This window comes from Corynebacterium gerontici (assembly GCF_003813985.1).
Taxonomy (GTDB): Bacteria; Actinomycetota; Actinomycetes; order Mycobacteriales; family Mycobacteriaceae; genus Corynebacterium; species Corynebacterium gerontici.
Genome location: NZ_CP033897.1, coordinates 1,725,680 through 1,743,598, shown reverse-complemented (window position 1 = coordinate 1,743,598; position 17,919 = coordinate 1,725,680). Strand labels below are relative to the sequence as shown.

General features: G+C 59.9%; 19 protein-coding genes and 1 CRISPR repeat array (1 of these 20 running past the window's edge). Of the genes, 18 read left to right on the top strand and 1 reads right to left on the bottom strand.

Annotation, left to right across the window (positions count from 1 at the left end):
- Positions 1-15 precede the first annotated feature (15 nt).
- On the bottom strand, positions 16-1,956 hold the full coding sequence (locus tag CGERO_RS08110) for a YhgE/Pip domain-containing protein (RefSeq protein WP_123934915.1): 1,941 nt from the start codon (positions 1,954-1,956) through the stop codon (positions 16-18).
- Positions 1,957-2,187: 231 nt separating this feature from the next.
- On the opposite strand from CGERO_RS08110, the gene proB reads away from it, so the two are divergent.
- From proB to cas2e, 18 genes are all read left to right on the top strand, one after another.
- Complete coding sequence (proB, locus tag CGERO_RS08105) at positions 2,188-3,285, top strand: glutamate 5-kinase (protein WP_123936072.1); 1,098 nt, start codon at positions 2,188-2,190, stop codon at positions 3,283-3,285.
- 39 nt (positions 3,286-3,324) lie between these two features.
- On the top strand, positions 3,325-4,233 hold the full coding sequence (locus tag CGERO_RS08100) for a D-isomer specific 2-hydroxyacid dehydrogenase family protein (RefSeq protein WP_123934913.1): 909 nt from the start codon (positions 3,325-3,327) through the stop codon (positions 4,231-4,233).
- Positions 4,234-4,251: 18 nt separating this feature from the next.
- On the top strand, positions 4,252-5,511 hold the full coding sequence (locus CGERO_RS08095) for a glutamate-5-semialdehyde dehydrogenase (RefSeq protein ID WP_123934911.1): 1,260 nt from the start codon (positions 4,252-4,254) through the stop codon (positions 5,509-5,511).
- A complete protein-coding gene (nadD, locus tag CGERO_RS08090) occupies positions 5,475-6,137 on the top strand; it encodes a nicotinate-nucleotide adenylyltransferase (protein ID WP_164470289.1) in 663 nt (220 codons plus the stop codon). The genes CGERO_RS08095 and nadD overlap by 37 nt, the downstream gene beginning before the upstream one ends.
- 87 nt (positions 6,138-6,224) lie before the next feature.
- Positions 6,225-6,680 (top strand): ribosome silencing factor, encoded by a 456-nt coding sequence (gene rsfS, locus CGERO_RS08085; protein ID WP_123934907.1) that lies wholly within the window; start codon positions 6,225-6,227, stop codon positions 6,678-6,680.
- A 5-nt stretch (positions 6,681-6,685) separates the two neighbouring features.
- Positions 6,686-7,339 carry a histidine phosphatase family protein gene (locus CGERO_RS08080; protein WP_123934905.1) on the top strand — a complete coding sequence of 218 codons (654 nt, stop codon included), beginning with the start codon at positions 6,686-6,688 and terminating at the stop codon, positions 7,337-7,339.
- Between the two features lie 37 nt (positions 7,340-7,376).
- Positions 7,377-8,162 (top strand): DegV family protein, encoded by a 786-nt coding sequence (locus CGERO_RS08075; protein WP_123934903.1) that lies wholly within the window; start codon positions 7,377-7,379, stop codon positions 8,160-8,162.
- A gap of 121 nt (positions 8,163-8,283) precedes the next feature.
- Positions 8,284-8,922: a ComEA family DNA-binding protein gene (locus CGERO_RS08070; protein ID WP_342768087.1), complete on the top strand. Its 639-nt coding sequence runs from the start codon at positions 8,284-8,286 to the stop codon at positions 8,920-8,922.
- On the top strand, positions 8,919-10,316 hold the full coding sequence (locus CGERO_RS08065; protein WP_123934898.1) for a ComEC/Rec2 family competence protein: 1,398 nt from the start codon (positions 8,919-8,921) through the stop codon (positions 10,314-10,316). Before CGERO_RS08070 ends, CGERO_RS08065 begins: the two co-directional genes overlap by 4 nt.
- A 37-nt stretch (positions 10,317-10,353) precedes the next feature.
- Positions 10,354-11,289 (top strand): DNA polymerase III subunit delta, encoded by a 936-nt coding sequence (holA, locus tag CGERO_RS08060; protein ID WP_123936070.1) that lies wholly within the window; start codon positions 10,354-10,356, stop codon positions 11,287-11,289.
- A 10-nt stretch (positions 11,290-11,299) separates the two neighbouring features.
- Complete coding sequence (locus CGERO_RS08055; RefSeq protein WP_123934896.1) at positions 11,300-11,701, top strand: ankyrin repeat domain-containing protein; 402 nt, start codon at positions 11,300-11,302, stop codon at positions 11,699-11,701.
- Positions 11,691-12,329 (top strand): LysE family translocator, encoded by a 639-nt coding sequence (locus tag CGERO_RS08050; RefSeq protein WP_123934894.1) that lies wholly within the window; start codon positions 11,691-11,693, stop codon positions 12,327-12,329. The genes CGERO_RS08055 and CGERO_RS08050 overlap by 11 nt, the downstream gene beginning before the upstream one ends.
- Positions 12,330-12,355: 26 nt before the next feature.
- The gene (locus CGERO_RS08045; protein WP_123934892.1) at positions 12,356-13,003 is read left to right on the top strand and encodes an MOSC domain-containing protein; all 648 of its coding nucleotides are present in this window, start codon (positions 12,356-12,358) and stop codon (positions 13,001-13,003) included.
- Positions 13,000-14,688, top strand: a complete 1,689-nt coding sequence (locus CGERO_RS08040; protein ID WP_245998813.1) for a CRISPR-associated endonuclease Cas3'' — start codon at positions 13,000-13,002, stop codon at positions 14,686-14,688. Before CGERO_RS08045 ends, CGERO_RS08040 begins: the two co-directional genes overlap by 4 nt.
- The gene (cas5e, locus tag CGERO_RS08035) at positions 14,603-15,298 is read left to right on the top strand and encodes a type I-E CRISPR-associated protein Cas5/CasD (RefSeq protein WP_123934890.1); all 696 of its coding nucleotides are present in this window, start codon (positions 14,603-14,605) and stop codon (positions 15,296-15,298) included. Before CGERO_RS08040 ends, cas5e begins: the two co-directional genes overlap by 86 nt.
- Positions 15,295-15,963, top strand: coding sequence for a type I-E CRISPR-associated protein Cas6/Cse3/CasE (gene cas6e, locus CGERO_RS08030; RefSeq protein WP_123934888.1), 669 nt, complete (start codon positions 15,295-15,297; stop codon positions 15,961-15,963). The genes cas5e and cas6e overlap by 4 nt, the downstream gene beginning before the upstream one ends.
- A 3-nt stretch (positions 15,964-15,966) precedes the next feature.
- Complete coding sequence (cas1e, locus tag CGERO_RS08025) at positions 15,967-16,911, top strand: type I-E CRISPR-associated endonuclease Cas1e (RefSeq protein WP_123934886.1); 945 nt, start codon at positions 15,967-15,969, stop codon at positions 16,909-16,911.
- Entirely contained in the window at positions 16,908-17,258 is a 351-nt protein-coding gene (gene cas2e / locus CGERO_RS08020; protein WP_123934884.1) for a type I-E CRISPR-associated endoribonuclease Cas2e, read from the top strand. The genes cas1e and cas2e overlap by 4 nt, the downstream gene beginning before the upstream one ends.
- A 180-nt stretch (positions 17,259-17,438) precedes the next feature.
- Positions 17,439-17,919: a CRISPR direct-repeat array (repeat unit 29 nt; unit sequence GTGTTCCCCGCGAAGGCGGGGATGAGCCC); it runs 1,380 nt beyond the window's last position.

Below are 17,919 nucleotides of genomic sequence, written 5' to 3'. Positions count from 1 at the left end.
AAGTGCAGGTTATCGCTATGCGTTCACCAGCTCTGGGGTGCGCTGTTCTTGGGCGATTTTTTGGATCTTGCGTTTGCGAGTGAAGATTGAAAGGCCGAGGAAGATCAGGGTAGTGAGCACGAGCACGGCGACGCCGATGTAGTAGGTGGAGTCGAAGTTGCCATCGACGGTGCGCACAAAGACGTTCTTTGCGTAGGTCATGGGGTGGATGTCGTGCAGGGCGCGCATCGGTGCGGGGGTCAGGTCGATCGGCCATACGCCACCGAAGGCGAAGACGCCGTAGGCGAAGAATCCCAGCGCAAGGGCTCCGCCGGCGAGCTTGCCAAAGGCGACGCGGAGGAACTGGAAGATGCTGGTGCCGTGCGCGGCGATCAGGACGAGGGCGAAGGCGTAGGCGCCGGCGTGGAGGATTTCGAAGCCTGCCGCCATGCCTGCTGCAGTTAGCAGTGCCAGGAGTGCAACGTTGCCCAGTCCAACTACGGCGAAGCCTGCCAGTACGGCGCCTGCGGCGGAGGCGTGCTTGCGGGCGCCGAGGATGTGCGGTGCCAGCATGCTGACCAGCGCCATCATGAGGTAGCCGAAGACGAGGATGAGGATCATCGTCACGCCGCCGGAGAGCACCTTGGAGGTGGGGTCGTGTTCGTCAGTGAGTTCTTGCACGGCGTGCCGGTAGTCCTCTTCATAGGACACTGGGACCGAGATCTGGTGGGAGGAGGCGGGGATGTCCTTGATTTCGGGCGCCTGCTTGGCGCCTTCGCTCAGTCCGGTGTTGAGCTGGCTGGTGCCGTCTTTGAGTTGGCCCACGCCGTCGTTGAGCTGGTGGGTGCCGTCGAGCATCTGGCCCATGCCTTCGTCAAGGCGCGCGGCACCGGAGGAAAGCTGTGTGGTGCCGTCTTTGAGCTGGAGTACGCCTGAGAGGTACGGGGCGCTTGGGTCATTGAGGTTGTAGCTCATTTGGGCGGTTCCGTCTTTGAGCTTGGCCAGTTGATTGGCGAGTGCCTCGGGGTTGGAGGTGTCCAGCACGGCGATGCGGTCGCGAAGCTGCTGTGCTTCGGCGTGTAGGCCGAGCGCGTCGAGGTTTTCGGCGATGGGCTTGATGGTGGCTACCACCTGGCCTGCCTGCTGGAGCAGCGGGATCACTTTGCCGGTGAGCTGTCCTACGCCTGCGTCGATTTGGGCTGCGCCGTCGCCGAGCTGGCCGGTGCCGTCGACAAGCTGGCTCATGCCGTTGTCGAGCTGAGCGGAGCCTGAGGCGAGTTGGCTAGTGCCGTCCTTGAGCTGTGTTGCCCCGTCTACACCTTTTTCGGTGCCGGCTTTGAGCTGCGAAGCGCCGTCGTCGAGTTGCTTGGCGCCATCGGCGGCTTGCTTGAGCCCCGCGCCGAGCTTATTCATGCCACCGAGGATCTCCTGGCTGTAGCCTTCTGCGATGCCGGTGGCGATGCCTTTCTGGATGTTGGGAATCAAACCGGAGGTGAGCAAGGGCGTGTTGGTGCCGTACTGGTCGTCGTAGGAAATCACGACGGTGGGCTGCACAGGCTTGTCGTCGATGACGGTGGTGACCTGCTTGGAGAAGTCCCTGGGTATCGACAGCACCACCATGTAGTCGCCGTTGCGCAGGCCCTGGTTGGCGTCCTCGGCGGACATTTCGGTGAAGTTCATGTACTCGGTGTCCACCAGCCCCTGGGCGACGTCTTCACCGAAGTTCACCTCTTTGCCGTCTTTTTGGGTACCGGCGTCCTCGTTGACCACGGCCATCTTGACGTTGTCCAGGTAGTGGGAGGGATCCCAGAGTGACCACATGAACGCTGCGGTAACCAACAGTGGGGCGACGAGAACAGTGACGATGATGGAGCGGATGAGCAGTTCGCGTTTGCGTGAACGCTTCGGCTCCTGCGTTACGGCGAGCTCTTCGCCTTCTGTGTGCTCAGTGGGGGTGGTGTCGATGGGGTCGGCCATTTCGAAACTCCGTTGCAAGGGGGCGCGGGGGCGCGAGGGAAAAGCTTTGTTTTTGCGATACTAGTGTTTAGGTGTGCTAAAGCATAGTAATTTCATGCGTGTTCGGGCCAAAATTTTTGTTCAATGAGCTTTTCGACGCACCACGTTGCGCCCATACACGCTCCGATAGAATTGCATGTTATGAACTTTGCTGCCCCTACGCACGGAGCCCAAGAAGCTGAGCACGCCGCCATGCGGGCGCGTATTCGCCGAGCAAAACGAGTGGTAGTCAAGATCGGTTCCAGCTCGCTCACGGGGGCTGATTTTGCTGTTGCGCCCGAGCGCATTGACGCGATCGTCGATGCGCTCGAGGCACGCATGGAGCGCGGATCTGATGTGATTGTGGTGTCCTCCGGGGCGATTGCAGCCGGGATGAAGCCCCTCGGCTTGCGCCGCCGCCCCACAGATCTGGCAACGAAGCAGGCGGCAGCCAGCGTGGGTCAGGTTCACTTAGCAAACGCCTGGGGTGCTTCTTTTGCCCGTTACCACCGCACCCCCGGCCAGGTGCTGCTCACCGCATCCGACGCTGGGGTGCGCGAACGCGCGCGCAATGCGCAGCGCACCATTGATCGGCTGCGCCAGCTCGGGTGCGTGCCCATCATCAATGAAAACGACACTGTCGCCACCTCAGAGATGCACTTCGGTGATAATGACCGCCTCGCGGCCATCGCCGCGAACCTCATCTCCGCCGATGCCCTGATCCTGCTCTCAGACGTCGACGGACTGTACGACAAAAACCCGGCAGATCCCACAGCCCGCTTTATCAGCGCGGTGCGTGGCGCGGAGGATCTGCGCGGGGTTGTTGCAGGCGATGGGGGAGTGGTGGGTACCGGTGGCATGGCCTCGAAGGTGTCCGCAGCGCGGCTGGCCGCCCGCGGCGGGATCCCCGTACTCCTGACGTCGACCGAGCGCATTGACGATGCGCTCGAGAATGCCGAGGTGGGTACCGTCTTCCACCCGGAGGAAAATAAGCTTTCTGCTTGGAAGTTTTGGGCGCTCTACGCGGCGGACGTGGGCGGGGGACTGCGCATTGATGCGGGCGCGGCCAAGGCGATCGCCCGCGGCGGACATTCCTTGCTGGCCGTTGGCATCACGGATGTGATCGGCGATTTCCGTTCAGGAGAAATCGTCGAGATCACCGGCCCGGATGGTCAGATTATTGGGCGCGGCGAAGTTGCGTATGATTCCGATACCCTCGTGGGCATGGTGGGCAAGCAGTCAAGTGATCTGCCCGAAGGCATGCAGCGCCCCGTGGTGCACGCGGATTATCTTTCGGGCTCCAGGGCTTGATCCACTTTTCCGTACAGCACAACTCGAGGAGGAGCACTGATGAAATTCGCCATGCTGCCGAGCCGCTGGCAACGCCCGATCCAAGAGCTTGAGGCCGCAGGACACGTGGAATCGCCTTTGGAGGAGGCGGATTTCCTGGTGTTCAACGGCACCGGTGATTTCCCTGAGCTGCCGGATTCGGTCCGCTATGTGCAGGTGGCATTCGCTGGCATGGATGCGCTGCGTGAACAGGGCGTGCTTAAAGATTCAGTGCGCTGGGCCAACGCCGCTGGGCTGTATGCGGACACGGTGGCGGAGTCCACCGTCGCCATGCTCTTGGCGGTAGCCCATAAGCTCCCCGCCGTCATCGACGCGAAGTCTTGGGCCGTGCGAGGGCTTCCAGACAAGCACACCAATTGGCTTTACGACGACAAAACTCTCGCCATCATCGGCGCCGGCGGCATTGCCAAGCGCTTGCTGAAATTCCTGAGCGGTTTCAACCTTTACACCATCGCCGTGAATACCTCGGGTAACAAGGTCGAGGGCGCGGATGAAACCGTGAGTATTGAGCATGTAGAAGGCGTGTGGCCGCGAGCCCATTACATTGTGCTTCTTGCCCCTTTGACCCCGGAGACGGAGCACATGGTCAATGCGAGCGTCTTTGAGCAAATGCGCGACGATGCCATCGTGGTCAATGTTGGACGCGGTGGGCTGATCAATACTGAGGATCTGGTGGCTGCGCTCGATTCCGGGCAGATCGGCGGGGCTGCGCTGGACGTGACGGAACCCGAGCCCCTTCCAGATGGACACCCGCTGTGGCGCATGGACAACGTGCTCATCACCCCGCACGTGGCAAATACCAGTGAGCGAATGCAGGTGCTGCTTGGCCCACTGTTTGTAGAAAATGCCCGCGCCTTTGAGGCCGGCGAGGAAATGCCCACCGAGGTTCAACCCGCGAAGGGCTACTAGCTGCTAGTTTTAGGCGGTATGAACGCCTCACAAGTCCTCGACCAAGCCAAGGCCGCCAAGGCGGTTGCCGCCCGCGTGGCGGCGATGAGCACCGATGAGAAGAACGCTCTGCTGCGCGGCGCCGCAGATCGTTTGGAAGCGTCTAACGACGCGATCCTCCAGGCCAACGCCCGCGACGTTGAAGCGGGCAGTACCGCCGGTTTGAGCGAGGGGCTCCTTGATCGGCTGCGCCTCGATGCCCAACGCATCCACGGCATTGCCGAGGGGCTGCGCTTAGTGGCGGGGCTGCCGGACCCGGTGGGGGCGGTGCTCGGCGGCGGCCGGATGTACAACGGCATCGCCATGCGCCAGGTGCGCGTCCCCCTCGGCGTGGTGGGCATCGTTTATGAGGCTCGCCCCAACGTCACTGTGGATGCCTTTGGGCTCACGCTGAAGTCCGGGAACGCCGTGTTGTTGCGCGGTTCGAAGTCGGCGGCGCACACCAATGCCGCGTTGGTCACGCTGCTGCAAGCAGAGCTGGAGGCCCAGGGTCTGCCCAAAGACATTGTGCAGCTTTTGCCCAGCGATAGTCACGACAGCGTGAAGGAACTCATCACCGCCCGCGGCTTGGTAGACGTGGTCATTCCACGCGGTGGAGCCAAGTTGATTGAGGCCGTTGTGCTAGGGGCCACCGTGCCCGCCATCGAAACGGGCACCGGCAACTGTCACTTTTATATTGATCGGGATGCGGACATCGAGCAGGCGATTGCCATGCTGCTCAACGGAAAAACCCGCCGCTGCTCGGTGTGCAACGCCACAGAAACGGTGCTCATTGACGAACGCCTTGAAGCTGCGACTCAACTGAAGATCATTCAGGCCCTGCAGGACGCCGGGGTTGTGGTGCATGGGGACGTCGAAAAGCTTGAAGCTATCGGCGCAGAAAACATCGTGCAGGCCGAGGCGCAGGATTGGGAAGACGAGTACTTGAGCATGGACATCGCTGCCCAGCTTGTCGACGGAGTCGGCGGCGCCATCGAACACATCAGGCGCTATAGCTCCGGGCATACCGAAGGCATCGCCACGCACAACATCGAAACCGCGCGCATCTTTGCAGAAGAAGTGGACGCGGCAGCAGTGATGATCAACGCCTCCACCGCATTTACCGACGGCGAACAATACGGCATGGGCGCAGAAATCGGCATCTCCACCCAAAAACTTCACGCCCGAGGCCCCATGGGATTGCCGGAACTCACCACCAGCAAATGGATCCTCGAAGGCCAGGGACACACCCGCGCATGAGCAAGAGAATCGGCATCATGGGTGGAACCTTCGACCCCATCCATCACGGGCACCTGGTCGCCGCCAGCGAAGTGGCCGCTCGCTTCGACCTCGAACTCGTCGTGTTCGTGCCCACCGGGCAACCCTGGCAAAAGGCAGACCGTGAGGTCAGCGAGGCCGAGGACCGCTACCTCATGACCGTGATCGCCACCGCCAGCAACCCACAATTCACCGTCTCGCGCGTGGACATCGACCGAGACGGCGCCACTTACACCATCGACACGCTCACCGACCTGCGCGCACAATTCCCCGACGCCGAACTATTCTTCATCACCGGTGCTGATGCCCTCGCCAAAATCCTTTCATGGCGCGACTGGGAAAAAATGTTTGACCTCGCCACCTTCGTCGGTGTGACCCGGCCCGGCTACGTGCTGGAAGAATCCAACATTCCCGAAAAATTCCAGCACCGCGTGGAACTCATCGAAGTACCAGCCATGGCCATCTCATCCACCGACTGTCGCGCACGCGCCCACGAAGACATGCCCGTGTGGTACCTCGTGCCCGACGGGGTAGTGCAGTACATCAATAAGCGGCGGCTGTATTCGCCCTGCGGCGCAGACGAGGATCGTGACCCCACCCCCTCCTAACTTTGCTCGATAGTTAGGAGTAGTGCGAGACTGCATGTAGCGAAGAAACTTTCAGCCCACAGAACACCAAGAGGAAAAGAACCCTTTATGACAGCAACCCAAGACACCATCCGTCTCGCAACGATCGCGGCGAAGGCAGCCGACGAGAAGCTCGCCACCAACATTGCCGTCCTGGATGTCTCCGACGTCATGGCGATTAGCGAGATTTTTGTGCTGGCTTCCGCCGATAATGAGCGCCAGGTGCGCGCCATCGTTGAGGAAATCGAAGACCAACTGACCAAGGAAGGTGAGGAGCCGAAGCGACGCGAAGGCAACCGAGAAAATCGTTGGGTGTTGCTGGACTACGGCATGTTCGTGGTGCACGTGCAGCGCAATACCGAGCGTGATTTCTATGGTTTGGATCGCCTGTACCGCGACTGCCCTCTGCTGGAGATCGATGGCATCGAAACGCCTGAGCGCCCGGATATGGACGATGTGGATACGCGCACCGTGGAGTCCCTCGACGATATACCTCTGGCGGCCCAGCCCGAAGAAGAGTTCTAAGCCGCATGTCCAGACGCCTCCTGCTGCTACGCCACGGCCAAACTGAATTCAACGCCACGCGGCGCATGCAAGGCCATTTGGATACAGAGCTTTCCGACGTCGGCGTTGCCCAAGCTCAACGCGCCGCCGAGAACATGGCCGAGCTGCATGTTGGGAAAATCATCAGCTCCGACCTCAAGCGCGCGCACGACACGGCACTGGTAGCGGCCGAAAAATTCGGCCTGCCAGTGACGACCGATCCACGCCTTCGCGAAACTGACCTGGGCGACTGGCAGGGCAAAACCCACACGGAAGTGGATGAAGATTTTCCTGGCGCCCGTGCACGCTGGCGCTTCGACGCTCACTGGGCCCCGCCGAATGCCGAAACACGCCAACAAGTAGCTCTACGCGCCAGGGAAGTGGTTGACGAACTGCTAGCCGAACACCAAGCCTGGGAAGATCATGCCGTGTTAATCGTTGCCCACGGCGGCACGATCTCCGCACTGAGCGCCTCGCTGCTTGGGCTCGCTGAATCCAAGCACCCCATCTTCAGCAACCTCGGCAACACGCGCTGGGCGCAGCTCGTCGGAAGACCCGTGGTTGAAGAAGTCCGCCAGCACACCGACACCCACATGCAGTGGTACTTGGAAGGCTGGAACTTAAGCAGCTCCCTGTCCTAACTTTTGCACATTCTGAAGAAAGCGAAGCCCCACCCCCATGCCCGTTCGCATCGTGACCGACTCCTCTGCCGGATTGCCCGCAGAGATTGCGCGCGAACTCGGCATCACCGTGGTGCCCATGCATGTTCTGAACGACAGTGGGGATCAAAGCACTGCTGGTCTCGGAGCGCTCGAATTGACGGCGGCATACGCCCGACAACTGGAACGCGGTGAAGATGCAGGCGTTGTTGCGCTGCACTTATCCAAAGAGCTGTCCTCCACATGGGCGGCGGCAACGCAGGCAGCGGCGATTTTTGATGGGCTTGTCCATGTGGTGGATACCCAAACGGTGGGCATGGCCATCGGTGCGGCCGCGATGGCGGCGGCGCGCTTGGCTGCAGAGGGTGCGTCCTTGGATGAGTGCGTTGCGGTGGCGCGGGACGTGCTGGATCGTTCGGAGACGTGGCTGTATCTGCACCGGCTGGATGCAATCCGAAAATCGGGACGTATTTCGGCTGCGACGGCGGTAGTTTCTTCTGCCTTGGCCACCCGGCCGCTGATGCGAGTGGAGCACGGGCGCTTGGAGTTGGCGGTGAAATCTCGCACGCAATCGAAGGCGTTTGCCCGGCTCGTGGAATCGATTAGGCAGCGAGCCGAGGGCGAAAAAGTGTTCGTCATGCTGCAGCAACACGACGCCGCGGCAGAGGCATCGGAACTCCAGCGTCAAATGGAGCGTCAATTACCGGGAGGCTCCACCTTTCTCATCTGCCCCCTGGAAGCAACTTCGGCAGTGCATGCCGGCCCGGGGGCCATCGGTGTGTCAGTTGTTTACTCCCGTGACTAGTTATCCACAGCGGGGCGTCGCAAAGCTGAAATTCCACAGGCAGAAGTGGGCTGCGTTTGCGGGGGCGGCGGCCCGATTTTAGTTTGAGGCCATGGGGCGGGCTTCTCAAAGACTGGAACAGATGCTGGCGGTGACCAGCGAAGATCAACGGCTGAAGGTGCAATATCCCAAGCCGCGCTTTGCGCTGAGCAAACCGCAATTGTTGGCAGGGGCGGTGGTGATGGCGGTGATTGCGGCGGTGCTTTTGCTTCAACCCCGCGAGGATCCGCTGCAAGCACCTGCGGAGGTAGACACGCAGCCCTATGCCTCGGAGGAGGCGGAAAGCGAGATCGTCGTCTCGATAGTGGGCGCGGTGGAACAGCCCGGCCTTGCAACCCTAGCGCCGGGAGCGCGGGTCGCGGATGCGTTGGCGCTGGCAAAACCGCAGGCTGACGCGGAGCTTGCTGCCGTGAATTTGGCGCAAAAGCTTGTCGACGCCCAGCAGCTCACCATCCCGCGCGTCGGAGAAGCTCCCGTCGTGCCACCCGGCCCCGCCGCGCCGGTGGGAGACCCCGCCGCCGTGACGCACGGGAAAATTTCCATCAACAGCGCCACTAGTGCAGAGCTGGAGCAACTCAGCGGCGTGGGCGCAAAGACGGCAGCGGCAATCATTGCGTACCGCCAGGCCAACGGGGGCTTCCGCAGCATTGACGAACTCCAACAAGTCAAAGGCATCGGCCCCGCCAAATTTGAACAACTCCGCGCCGAGGTGACATTGTGAACGATCTTCGGCTCATCCCCGCCGCCATCACTCTGTGGCTGTGCGCCGCCGCGGTCATCTTGACGCGCAACGCCCTTGCTGGCCTGCTCACCGCGCTGCTGTGTGCTGGGCTGTTGCCGCTTTGGGATCGTCGGCAGGCAGTGCTCAGCCTGATCTTCGGGTGGTGCATCACGCTACTGACCTGGGTTAAAGTGCGCGCAGCGGACGAGTTCGATTTCAATGCGCGCGTCCAGGCGCAAGTCGTGACCACCCCGCAGCAGGGAGAACACAGTTGGTTCTTCCGTGCGCGGGTGCCCGGATTCCCCAGCGATATCCCGGTGCTCAGCCGTGAGCCGCCTCCGGTAGGGCAGTTCGATACCGTCACGCTCTATGGACAAGCTCGGCCCTCCAGTGGGCTCGGCGGGGTGTTGTTTATCGCTCAGGACGTTGAGCTTCTCGCCGCACCGGGCGGTTATCAGGCGTGGGTGCGTGGACTCAAGGATCATTTCCGCCAGGCAGTGATTGAGCACAGCAGCGGGGAAGCGGCGGGACTGATCCCCGCGATGACATTGGGTGATACCTCTTTGCAAACCCTGGGAGATCGGGAACGCTACGCTCTAACGGGTCTTGCGCATCTCAGCGCGGTGAGCGGCGGCAACGTTGCCATGATCACAACGGCGGTGCTCAGCATTTGTTTGCTGCTGCGATGTCACCGCAGCGTCGCGATCTGCGCCGCCTTTGCTTCATTAGTGCTGTTTGTGGTCGTGGTTGGATTGGAACCTTCGGTGATGCGCGCAGGCGTCATGGGATCATTGGGACTCGTTGCTATGCTCACGCACACCAGAGCACCGCCGGCGCACGCGCTGAGCTTGGCGATCATCATCGTGATCACCCTCGACCCCGCCATGGCCACCTCCCTTGGATTGAGCCTGTCCGCCTTCGCAACAGCGGGCATCATTGCGGCGTACCCCTTGCTTTACCGCGCCATCGCCAGCGAGCACTGGCCGGACGCCTTGAGCCGCGCCGTGGCCATCGCTTTGTCTGCCGAACTCGCGACGCTGCCGCTAGTGGTGGTGATGAGCAACCGGGTATCCACCACCTCGGTGCTCGCCAATGTGCTGGTAGCTCCCGTGGTTCCCCTGATCACCGTGCTTGGCATGGCGGCTGTGATCCTCAGTGGCACGATCATTGGTGGTTGGCTGGTGTGGGCCATCACCCCGTTGTGCAATTGGATCGCCCTCGTTTCACGTGCGTGCTCGCGGGGCGCACGCATTGACATTGCCAGCGACCCAATCAGTATCGCATGGGTGGTGCTCGCATCGGCATGGTTGGTGTGGGCCCTTGCTTGTCGACGCCCCACGCCCCTCATCACCGTTTGCAGCCTCATCCTCGCCGCCGCCTGGTTCGCGGCATGAATATGGCACGATATTGGGCGTGAGCAACAAACAACCAATCGCACCGGTACACCTGATCCTTGGCGATGATGAATTTCTCCGCGAGCGGGTCCGCCTGCAGCTCACCAGCGAGATTCGCGAACAAGCGGAGGTGACGGTCAGCCGCGTCAAAGCGGGCGAAGTAACGCAATCGGAACTACTTGAATTGCTCAGCCCCTCGTTGTTTGCCGAGCGGCGAGTCATCGTGCTCGAACACTTCGAAGACGCCGGCAAAGAACCAGCGACACTCATCGCCGAAGCAGCACGCGAGCCCATCGAAGGGATGTACCTCCTCATCTGCCACGCCGGTGGTGGGCGCCAAAAATCCATGGTGCCCAAGCTGAAAAAACTCGCCCAAGTCCACGAGGTGTTCAAACTCAAAGCGAATGAGCGACCCGGCTGGGTCACCGCGGAATTCCGCTCCCACGGTGTGAACACCACCCCCGACGTCATACACGCGCTTCTCGACGGCGTCGGCTCCGATCTGCGCGAACTCGCCAGCGCCGTTTCGCAACTCGTGGCGGATAATCCCGATGGCATTGACGCTTCGACCGTACGCAAGTTCTACGACGGCATCGCCGAAGTCTCCGGCTTCGACATCGCAGACCTCGCAGTCAGCGGACAAACGGCGCGAGCCGTCGCCAGCACCCGCCGGGCGCTGCAGCTCGGAACCTCACCAGTGGCCCTCGCTACCGCTCTCAGCATGAAAGTCGGTGCGATTGCTCGACTCTATGGTTCTCTTCGCGTCAATTCGCGCGAACTCGCCGGCGAGCTTGGCATGGCTCCCTTCATCGTTGAAAAGACTTCCAAGGTAGCCAGAAAATGGTCCGGCGACGCCGTGAGCAAAGCAGTGATCCTGATGGCCGACTTGGATGCCAGCGTTAAAGGCCAAGGTGGCGACGCCGAATTCGCCATCGAGGACGCGGTGAGAAAGGTTGCGCAATTAGCTGGCTAGACTAGCTCGCATGTTTTCATCCGAACCAGACGAAGAGACGCAGGCATTCGCCTCTAAAATCTTCGACCTCGCCCGTGGCGGTGACGCGCACACCCTCGCGCAGTACATCGACGCTGGCGTGGACGCGAACCTCAGCAACCACGAGGGCAACACGCTGCTCATGCTCGCGGCCTACAGCGGCAATGAACCGGCGCTCGACGTGCTCATCGCGCGCGGTGCCAATGTTGATGCGCTCAACGATCGAGGGCAGTCGCCCCTAGCCGGGGCGATATTCAAGAAGGAACAGGGGATCGTCGAAAAGCTGATCGCCGCAGGCGCCGACCCGAACCTCGGGCACCCCAGCGCGCTCGACACCGCGCGAATGTTTGGGCAAACCGAGCTAGCGGAGCGTTTGGGCGGTCATGGATCTTAGTCAATTTGCCACGCTGATCACGCTGTATGTCGTCGGAATGTTCACGCCAGGGCCCGATCTGTTCCTGGTAATGCGCCTTGCTACAAAATCCCGCAAACACGGGATCGCCGCAGTTGGCGGAATCGTGCTCGGCCTCTCGCTGTGGGTGACACTTACCGTCACCGGCGCCGCAGCCATCCTGTCTGCGTACCCGCAACTGCTCAGCGGCATCCAAATAGTCGGCGGGCTGTGGCTCGGATACATGGGCGTGCGTATGCTGCTCGATGCGAAAGAACAATTCCAAGCTGACGCACGCATTGACCTTCGGGTCGCCGGGAAACTCGGATCGCCCTGGAAATCCTTCCGCCAAGGCCTACTCACCAACCTGTCCAACCCCAAAGCTTTGCTGTATTTCGCCGCAGTCATCGCGCCCTTCCTCCCGCCGAATCCCAGCGTGTGGCTCTCGATCGTGCTCATCTTCGCGCTCCTGCTCACCGCATTGACCGGCTTCTCCGGCATTGCGCTCGGCATCGGTTCCAAAGCAGTGCGCAAACGCATGGTCAAAGCCGGGCCGTGGATCGACGCGATCGCTGGTGGGTTCTTTGTGTTCGCCTGCATCGGGCTCGTCACCGCTGGCATCACCTCCTAACTTTCTATCAAAGTTAGGATTGGGGAATGCGCATCCTCAGCACCAATATCGCCGCACCCCAGCAAGACCCTGGCGGGGCCGATCGCGTCAGCGGCATCGATAAGAAGCCGCACGAATTAATTCAAGTATTCGCGCCGGGCCCGTCGTATGGTGATGGCTCCGGGGTTCGGGGCGACGTGATCGGCGATACGAAGCACCACGGCGGTGCCGAAAAAGCGGTCTATGCGTTCGCCCGTGAAGAATTGGACTACTGGCAGCAACTGCTTGGCCGCGAATTGCCCCCTGGGGTGTTCGGCGAAAACCTCACCACCACGGGCGTGGACTGGTCCGCGCAACTGATCAACCAGCGCATGAGCATTGGCACCGCGGTGCTTGAGGTATCCATTTCGCGCCAGCCCTGTCGAACCTTCGCCGCCTGGCTGGATGAGCGCGGCTGGGTCAAACGCTTCGCTCAACACGGCGATTGCGGCGCCTACCTCCGCGTCATCGAGCCGGGCGACATTCGCCCCGGCGATAGCATTAAGCTTTTCGACGCCCCCACGCACCCCATCACCATGCGCACCCTCTTCGCCGCCAACATGGGCGACCGCGATGCCGCTGCAGCCGTGCTCGAAGCCGACTGCGTGCCGTCGACGTACAGGGAGCGCTTTGAGAAGATGCTGCGCTCGCAATGACGATGGGACCGTCCGGGGAAGAGGCACATGTGATTGTCCAGCGGGTTGATGCGTGGAAGCAAGAGCGCAGTGCTCAAGCGTGCGCACTGTGGGCCAAATCCGGACGCGAGGATGCATACCTCACCCTGGTGCAGCACTTAGCCGATGCCGTGTCAGTTGCAGAATGGCTGTGGGAGCACTGGGTATCCGATGCGCTGAAATCTCAACTAAGCCGGCTGTGGGGCTTAGAAGAAGATGAAGTAGCCAGGCTCTACTGTTTTCTGGCTGGAATCCACGATGTGGGCAAAGCTTCAGCGTCATTTCAACGCTTAGTCGAGCACCGAAGCGGATCTGAATATTTGCTTGGCCCGCTTATCGATGCCGGCATTTCGCTGGAATGGCCGCAGGGCGAAAGTGCAGAAACCAAGTTTCCGCACGGCACGGCCTCGGCCTTGCTATTGCGAAGGTGGCTTGAAAAAACGGAGCTGGATTTACTCAGAAGAAGTGCCCTGGCCTCAATTGTCGATGCGCACCACGGATTCACCAGCGATCCAATGATGGTGAAAAACCTCATCGATGCGACCGAGGGCAGGACATCGATCTTCGATGATATTGCCTACGAATTATTGGACTCGATGGCAGAACTGACCGAGGTTCACGAGGTCTTGGAGGAACTCGCTTGGAACGATTCGCCTAATGCTGATGCTCTCCAAATCACCACTGGTTTAGTCATCATGGCTGACTGGATTGCTTCAAATGAGGATGCTTTTGGCTACCATCTGATACAGCAAGCATCCGAGCGTCTGGTGAAGGCGATGGAATACATCGATCTGCCAAAACCCTGGGTACCTGTGGAAATTCCTGAAGGAGCACACGACTTATTCCAACAGACCTTCGGCTGGCCGGATGACTTTTCCGTGCGCCCCGTTCAACGCGCCGCGGCTGAGGTCGCCCGCGCAGCTACTGGCGCCACATTGATGATCATCGAGGCTCCAACGGGTGAGGGAAAGACAGAAGCTGGGTTAGCAGCAGCACACATCCTCGGTGCCAAAGCTGGTGCCCAGGGCGTATTTCTGGCTGCACCCACAATGGCAACGGCCAATGGTCTTTTCGAACGTGCATCACAGTGGGCTCGTCGAAGCTCCCGCGGCGGGGAAGTTGCCTCGATGTACTTGGCTCATTCGAAAAACAAGCTTTCAAAGCAGTATCAAGCGCTGCGGTATTCCTCAATTGCAGAAGACGAACACGCATCGGGTTCTGATTCGCGCACAGCAAGGGGAGAGGTGGTGGCTACCCAATGGTTATCGAGCCGCAACCGAGGCATCTTGTCGGATTTCGTGGTCGGCACCGTAGACCAAGTATTGATGATGGCGCTTCAAACTCGCTTTTCCATGCTGCGACATACCGGCTTGGCGGGCAAGATCATCATCATTGACGAGGTGCACGCGTATGACGCCTACATGTCTCAATACCTGTACCTCACGCTGGAATGGCTGGCGCGATACAGGGCGAGCGTGATCCTCATGTCTGCAACACTGCCGCCCCAGCAGCGAAAGCGCTTGGCTGCAGCCTATGCCTCGCAGTTGATCAATAAGCCGGAGCAAGCAGCAGAGGCCATCGATCTTGCTGGATACCCCTTGGTCAGCGTGGTGGACGCCAGCGGTATCGCGCTATCTAACCCGAGCGACAGGAAGTACTCCAAGTAAATCAGGCGTGATTGGCATTTTGGCCGCGGCACAGGGACGTCGGCGTAGCGATCCCGTTGAGGATCTGGTGGATCTTGAGTTTGCTGTTCGTGTGGATCAGGCTGGATCTTTGTTACGTGATTATCAGACTGCGCAACCGTGGCAGAAGAATCCTCACGCAGATGCGAAGCTAGTAACACGGTATTTTCTTGAAGATGCCGCCTTTGTGGCCGCCATCGGCTCGGATGACCGTGGACTTTTAGAAGAGCTCCAACGCAACCTCCGGACCCCGGCGTATCCACTGTTTTTGGGTCGGCGTTCTTGTCCCGCACCTGCCAATCTCGACCTCGGAATTTTCGATGCTCCAGTGGTGGAAGCACTTCTTGGTTATGACACTTGGCATGCCACCACGGTGCACAAAAAAGAACGCGCCCGAAACGTCGAGTTGCCGATTTATCGGGATGGAAAACCTGGCGAATACGGAAATCGGCGCCAAGACGTTCCCATTTCTTATGACCAGAAGCATAGGAAATATGGGTGGAGAACCGTCGTGTACGCAGGTTCTAAGACGATCGAAAACGACTTGGGAACCAACAACGATCCCTTCTTCGAGGCGGTGATTTCTTCATGACCACATTTACAAAAGTGCTCATCAACCCTGAGCGCCGCAAAGGTCGCAAGTATCTGTTGAATCCAAATGCGCTCCATGCAGCGGTTCGTTACTGTTTTCCAGATGACGTGGACCAAAGCGATCAGCGGATTCTCTGGCGCCTCGACCAGCGCGGACATGAGCATGCGTTATACATAGTCGGGCCAGAAAAGCCTACGGCCGCGCACATTGTTGAAGAAGCCGGCTGGGATACAAGGCCACAACAAACCGCTGACTATGGCCGCTTTTTATCCCAACTGAAAAAAGGCCAAAGGTGGAACTTTGAGCTGCTGGCCAACCCAACGAAAACCCTCAACCAAGGCCGAGACAAACGAGGCAAGGTGGTGGCTCACCTCAGTAACGCAGAGCAAATGAAGTGGTTGCATAAGAAGGCCGAAACAATGGGCGTGAGTTTTGGTGAGCTTGGCGATAGCACTGCCAGGATCATCGAGCGTAAAACGCTAGATTTTCGCAAAACCCGTGCAGACGGCAGTGAAGGAGCCCGAGTCCACATCGTTACAGCCCGCTACGCAGGAACGCTGGAGGTTGTGGATGCGGAACAACTCCAAGCGACGCTAATAAAAGGGGTAGGGCGAGCAAAAGGCTACGGTTGCGGTTTGCTCACATTGGCGCAAAACAAGGGCTAGACAATGGCTGAGACTCCATCGGGTGCACCACTTGACCGGCTGTTATTGCCACGCTTAGAGGATCGCCTTTCGTTTCTTTATGTAGAGCGGGCGGTGGTGCATCGTGATGGCAATGCTTTGACCATCCAAGACCTTCGCGGAATCGCCCATGTCCCTGCCACACAGTTGGCTGTGCTGCTTTTTGGACCTGGAACCAAAGTCACCTATGCGGCTATGGCATTGCTTGGCGACGCAGGCGCATCGGTAGTCTGGGTGGGCGAAAAAGGAGTACGGTACTACGCTCATGGCCGCCCACCAGCCAAAACGTCCCGCTTTGCCGAGGCGCATGCCAAAATCTGGTCCAATCAACGTTCCCGCCTAGCGTGCGCCCGGAAAATGTACGCGCTGCGCTTTCCTGGTGAAGATGTATCCAGTCTTTCCATGTCACAACTGCGCGGCAGGGAGGGTGCCAGGATGAAGCGAGTGTATAGCCAACAAGCGCAACGAACTGGTGTTGTGTGGAGTAGGCGCAGTTATGATCCGAATGATTTCGAGTCTGGAGATCCAATTAACCGGGCACTCACCGAAGGATCGGCCGCTCTCTACGGCATCGCCCATGCCGTCATCGTTGGGCTGGGCTTTATTCCATCACTTGGCATAATCCACAGCGGCACCGACAGGGCATTCGTCTATGATGTGGCGGATTTGTATAAAGCTGAGATCTCAATTCCCGCGGCTTTTGACGCCGTTGCAGCACTGCCAAGTGGCGATGACCTCAATGTTCGGAAGCGGATCCGTGACCGAGTCGTGAGCACAAAACTCATGCAAAGGATGGTTCGGGATCTGCAGAATCTCATGGAGATTCCTGATGAAGACGCCTACACGGATGGTGATTTGCTCTTATGGAGTGAGCTGGAAGTCTTTGCAGCCGGCATGAACTGGGCGGATGGGGACAGTGTTGCCCAATGATGGTTTTAAATGTCACCGCAGTGCCAGCCGGATTGCGCGGCGACCTTGGGAAGTGGCTGACCGAGATTTCGCCAGGGGTTTTCGTCGGGAATCCCTCCGCGCGGATCCGCGACTTGCTATGGCAACGCACCACCGAACTATGCAAGGACGGGCGTGCGCTGCTCATTTTTTCATCGAACAATGAGCAAGGAATGGAATTTCGAACCCACCGCCATGACTGGGAACCGGTCGACTTTGACGGGATAACACTGATGACGCGGCCCGATAAAAGCTCCAAGCATGAAAAGAATCCGCGAAGAACAGGCTGGTCCACAGCACGTAACCTACGAAGAAAACAGCGACGGTGAGGAACGGCCATTGGATGATGGGCAGTATGGGAACCGAGCCCGATTCCCCCCTTGCAAGTGTTACCGAAGAGCTTAGTAAAAAGCCAGTAGACCGCACTAGAGTCCATTGGAGGCGTGATTAGTGAAACCAAGCTGTATGTAAAATGGACCTGGCTCAACCTAACGTGCTGGTAGTGAAGTGTGTTCCCCGCGAAGGCGGGGATGAGCCCTGATAAGCCGAATGGCACCAAGTGCTCCGTTGGTGTTCCCCGCGAAGGCGGGGATGAGCCCAGACAGCACCGGGTTGAACGCGCTTGGCAGCGGTGTTCCCCGCGAAGGCGGGGATGAGCCCATCGGGCCCCGGAGACCGCGCCCACGGAGAACGTGTTCCCCGCGAAGGCGGGGATGAGCCCGGCGCGAGCCCGCGCTGGTGCGCTTGTGGGAAGTGTTCCCCGCGAAGGCGGGGATGAGCCGTAGGAGGCGATGACTGGAACTGGCCAGCCTCAGTGTTCCCCGCGAAGGCGGGGATGAGCCCGTCACAATGCCACCACTCGACAACCCCACCAGGTGTTCCCCGCGAAGGCGGGGATGAGCCCCCTGCCAAATGGTGTGAACGTCGAAATGGGCGGTGTTCCCCGCGAAGGCGGGGATGAGCCCAGGGCTGCGTAGCGTTGCCATTGAC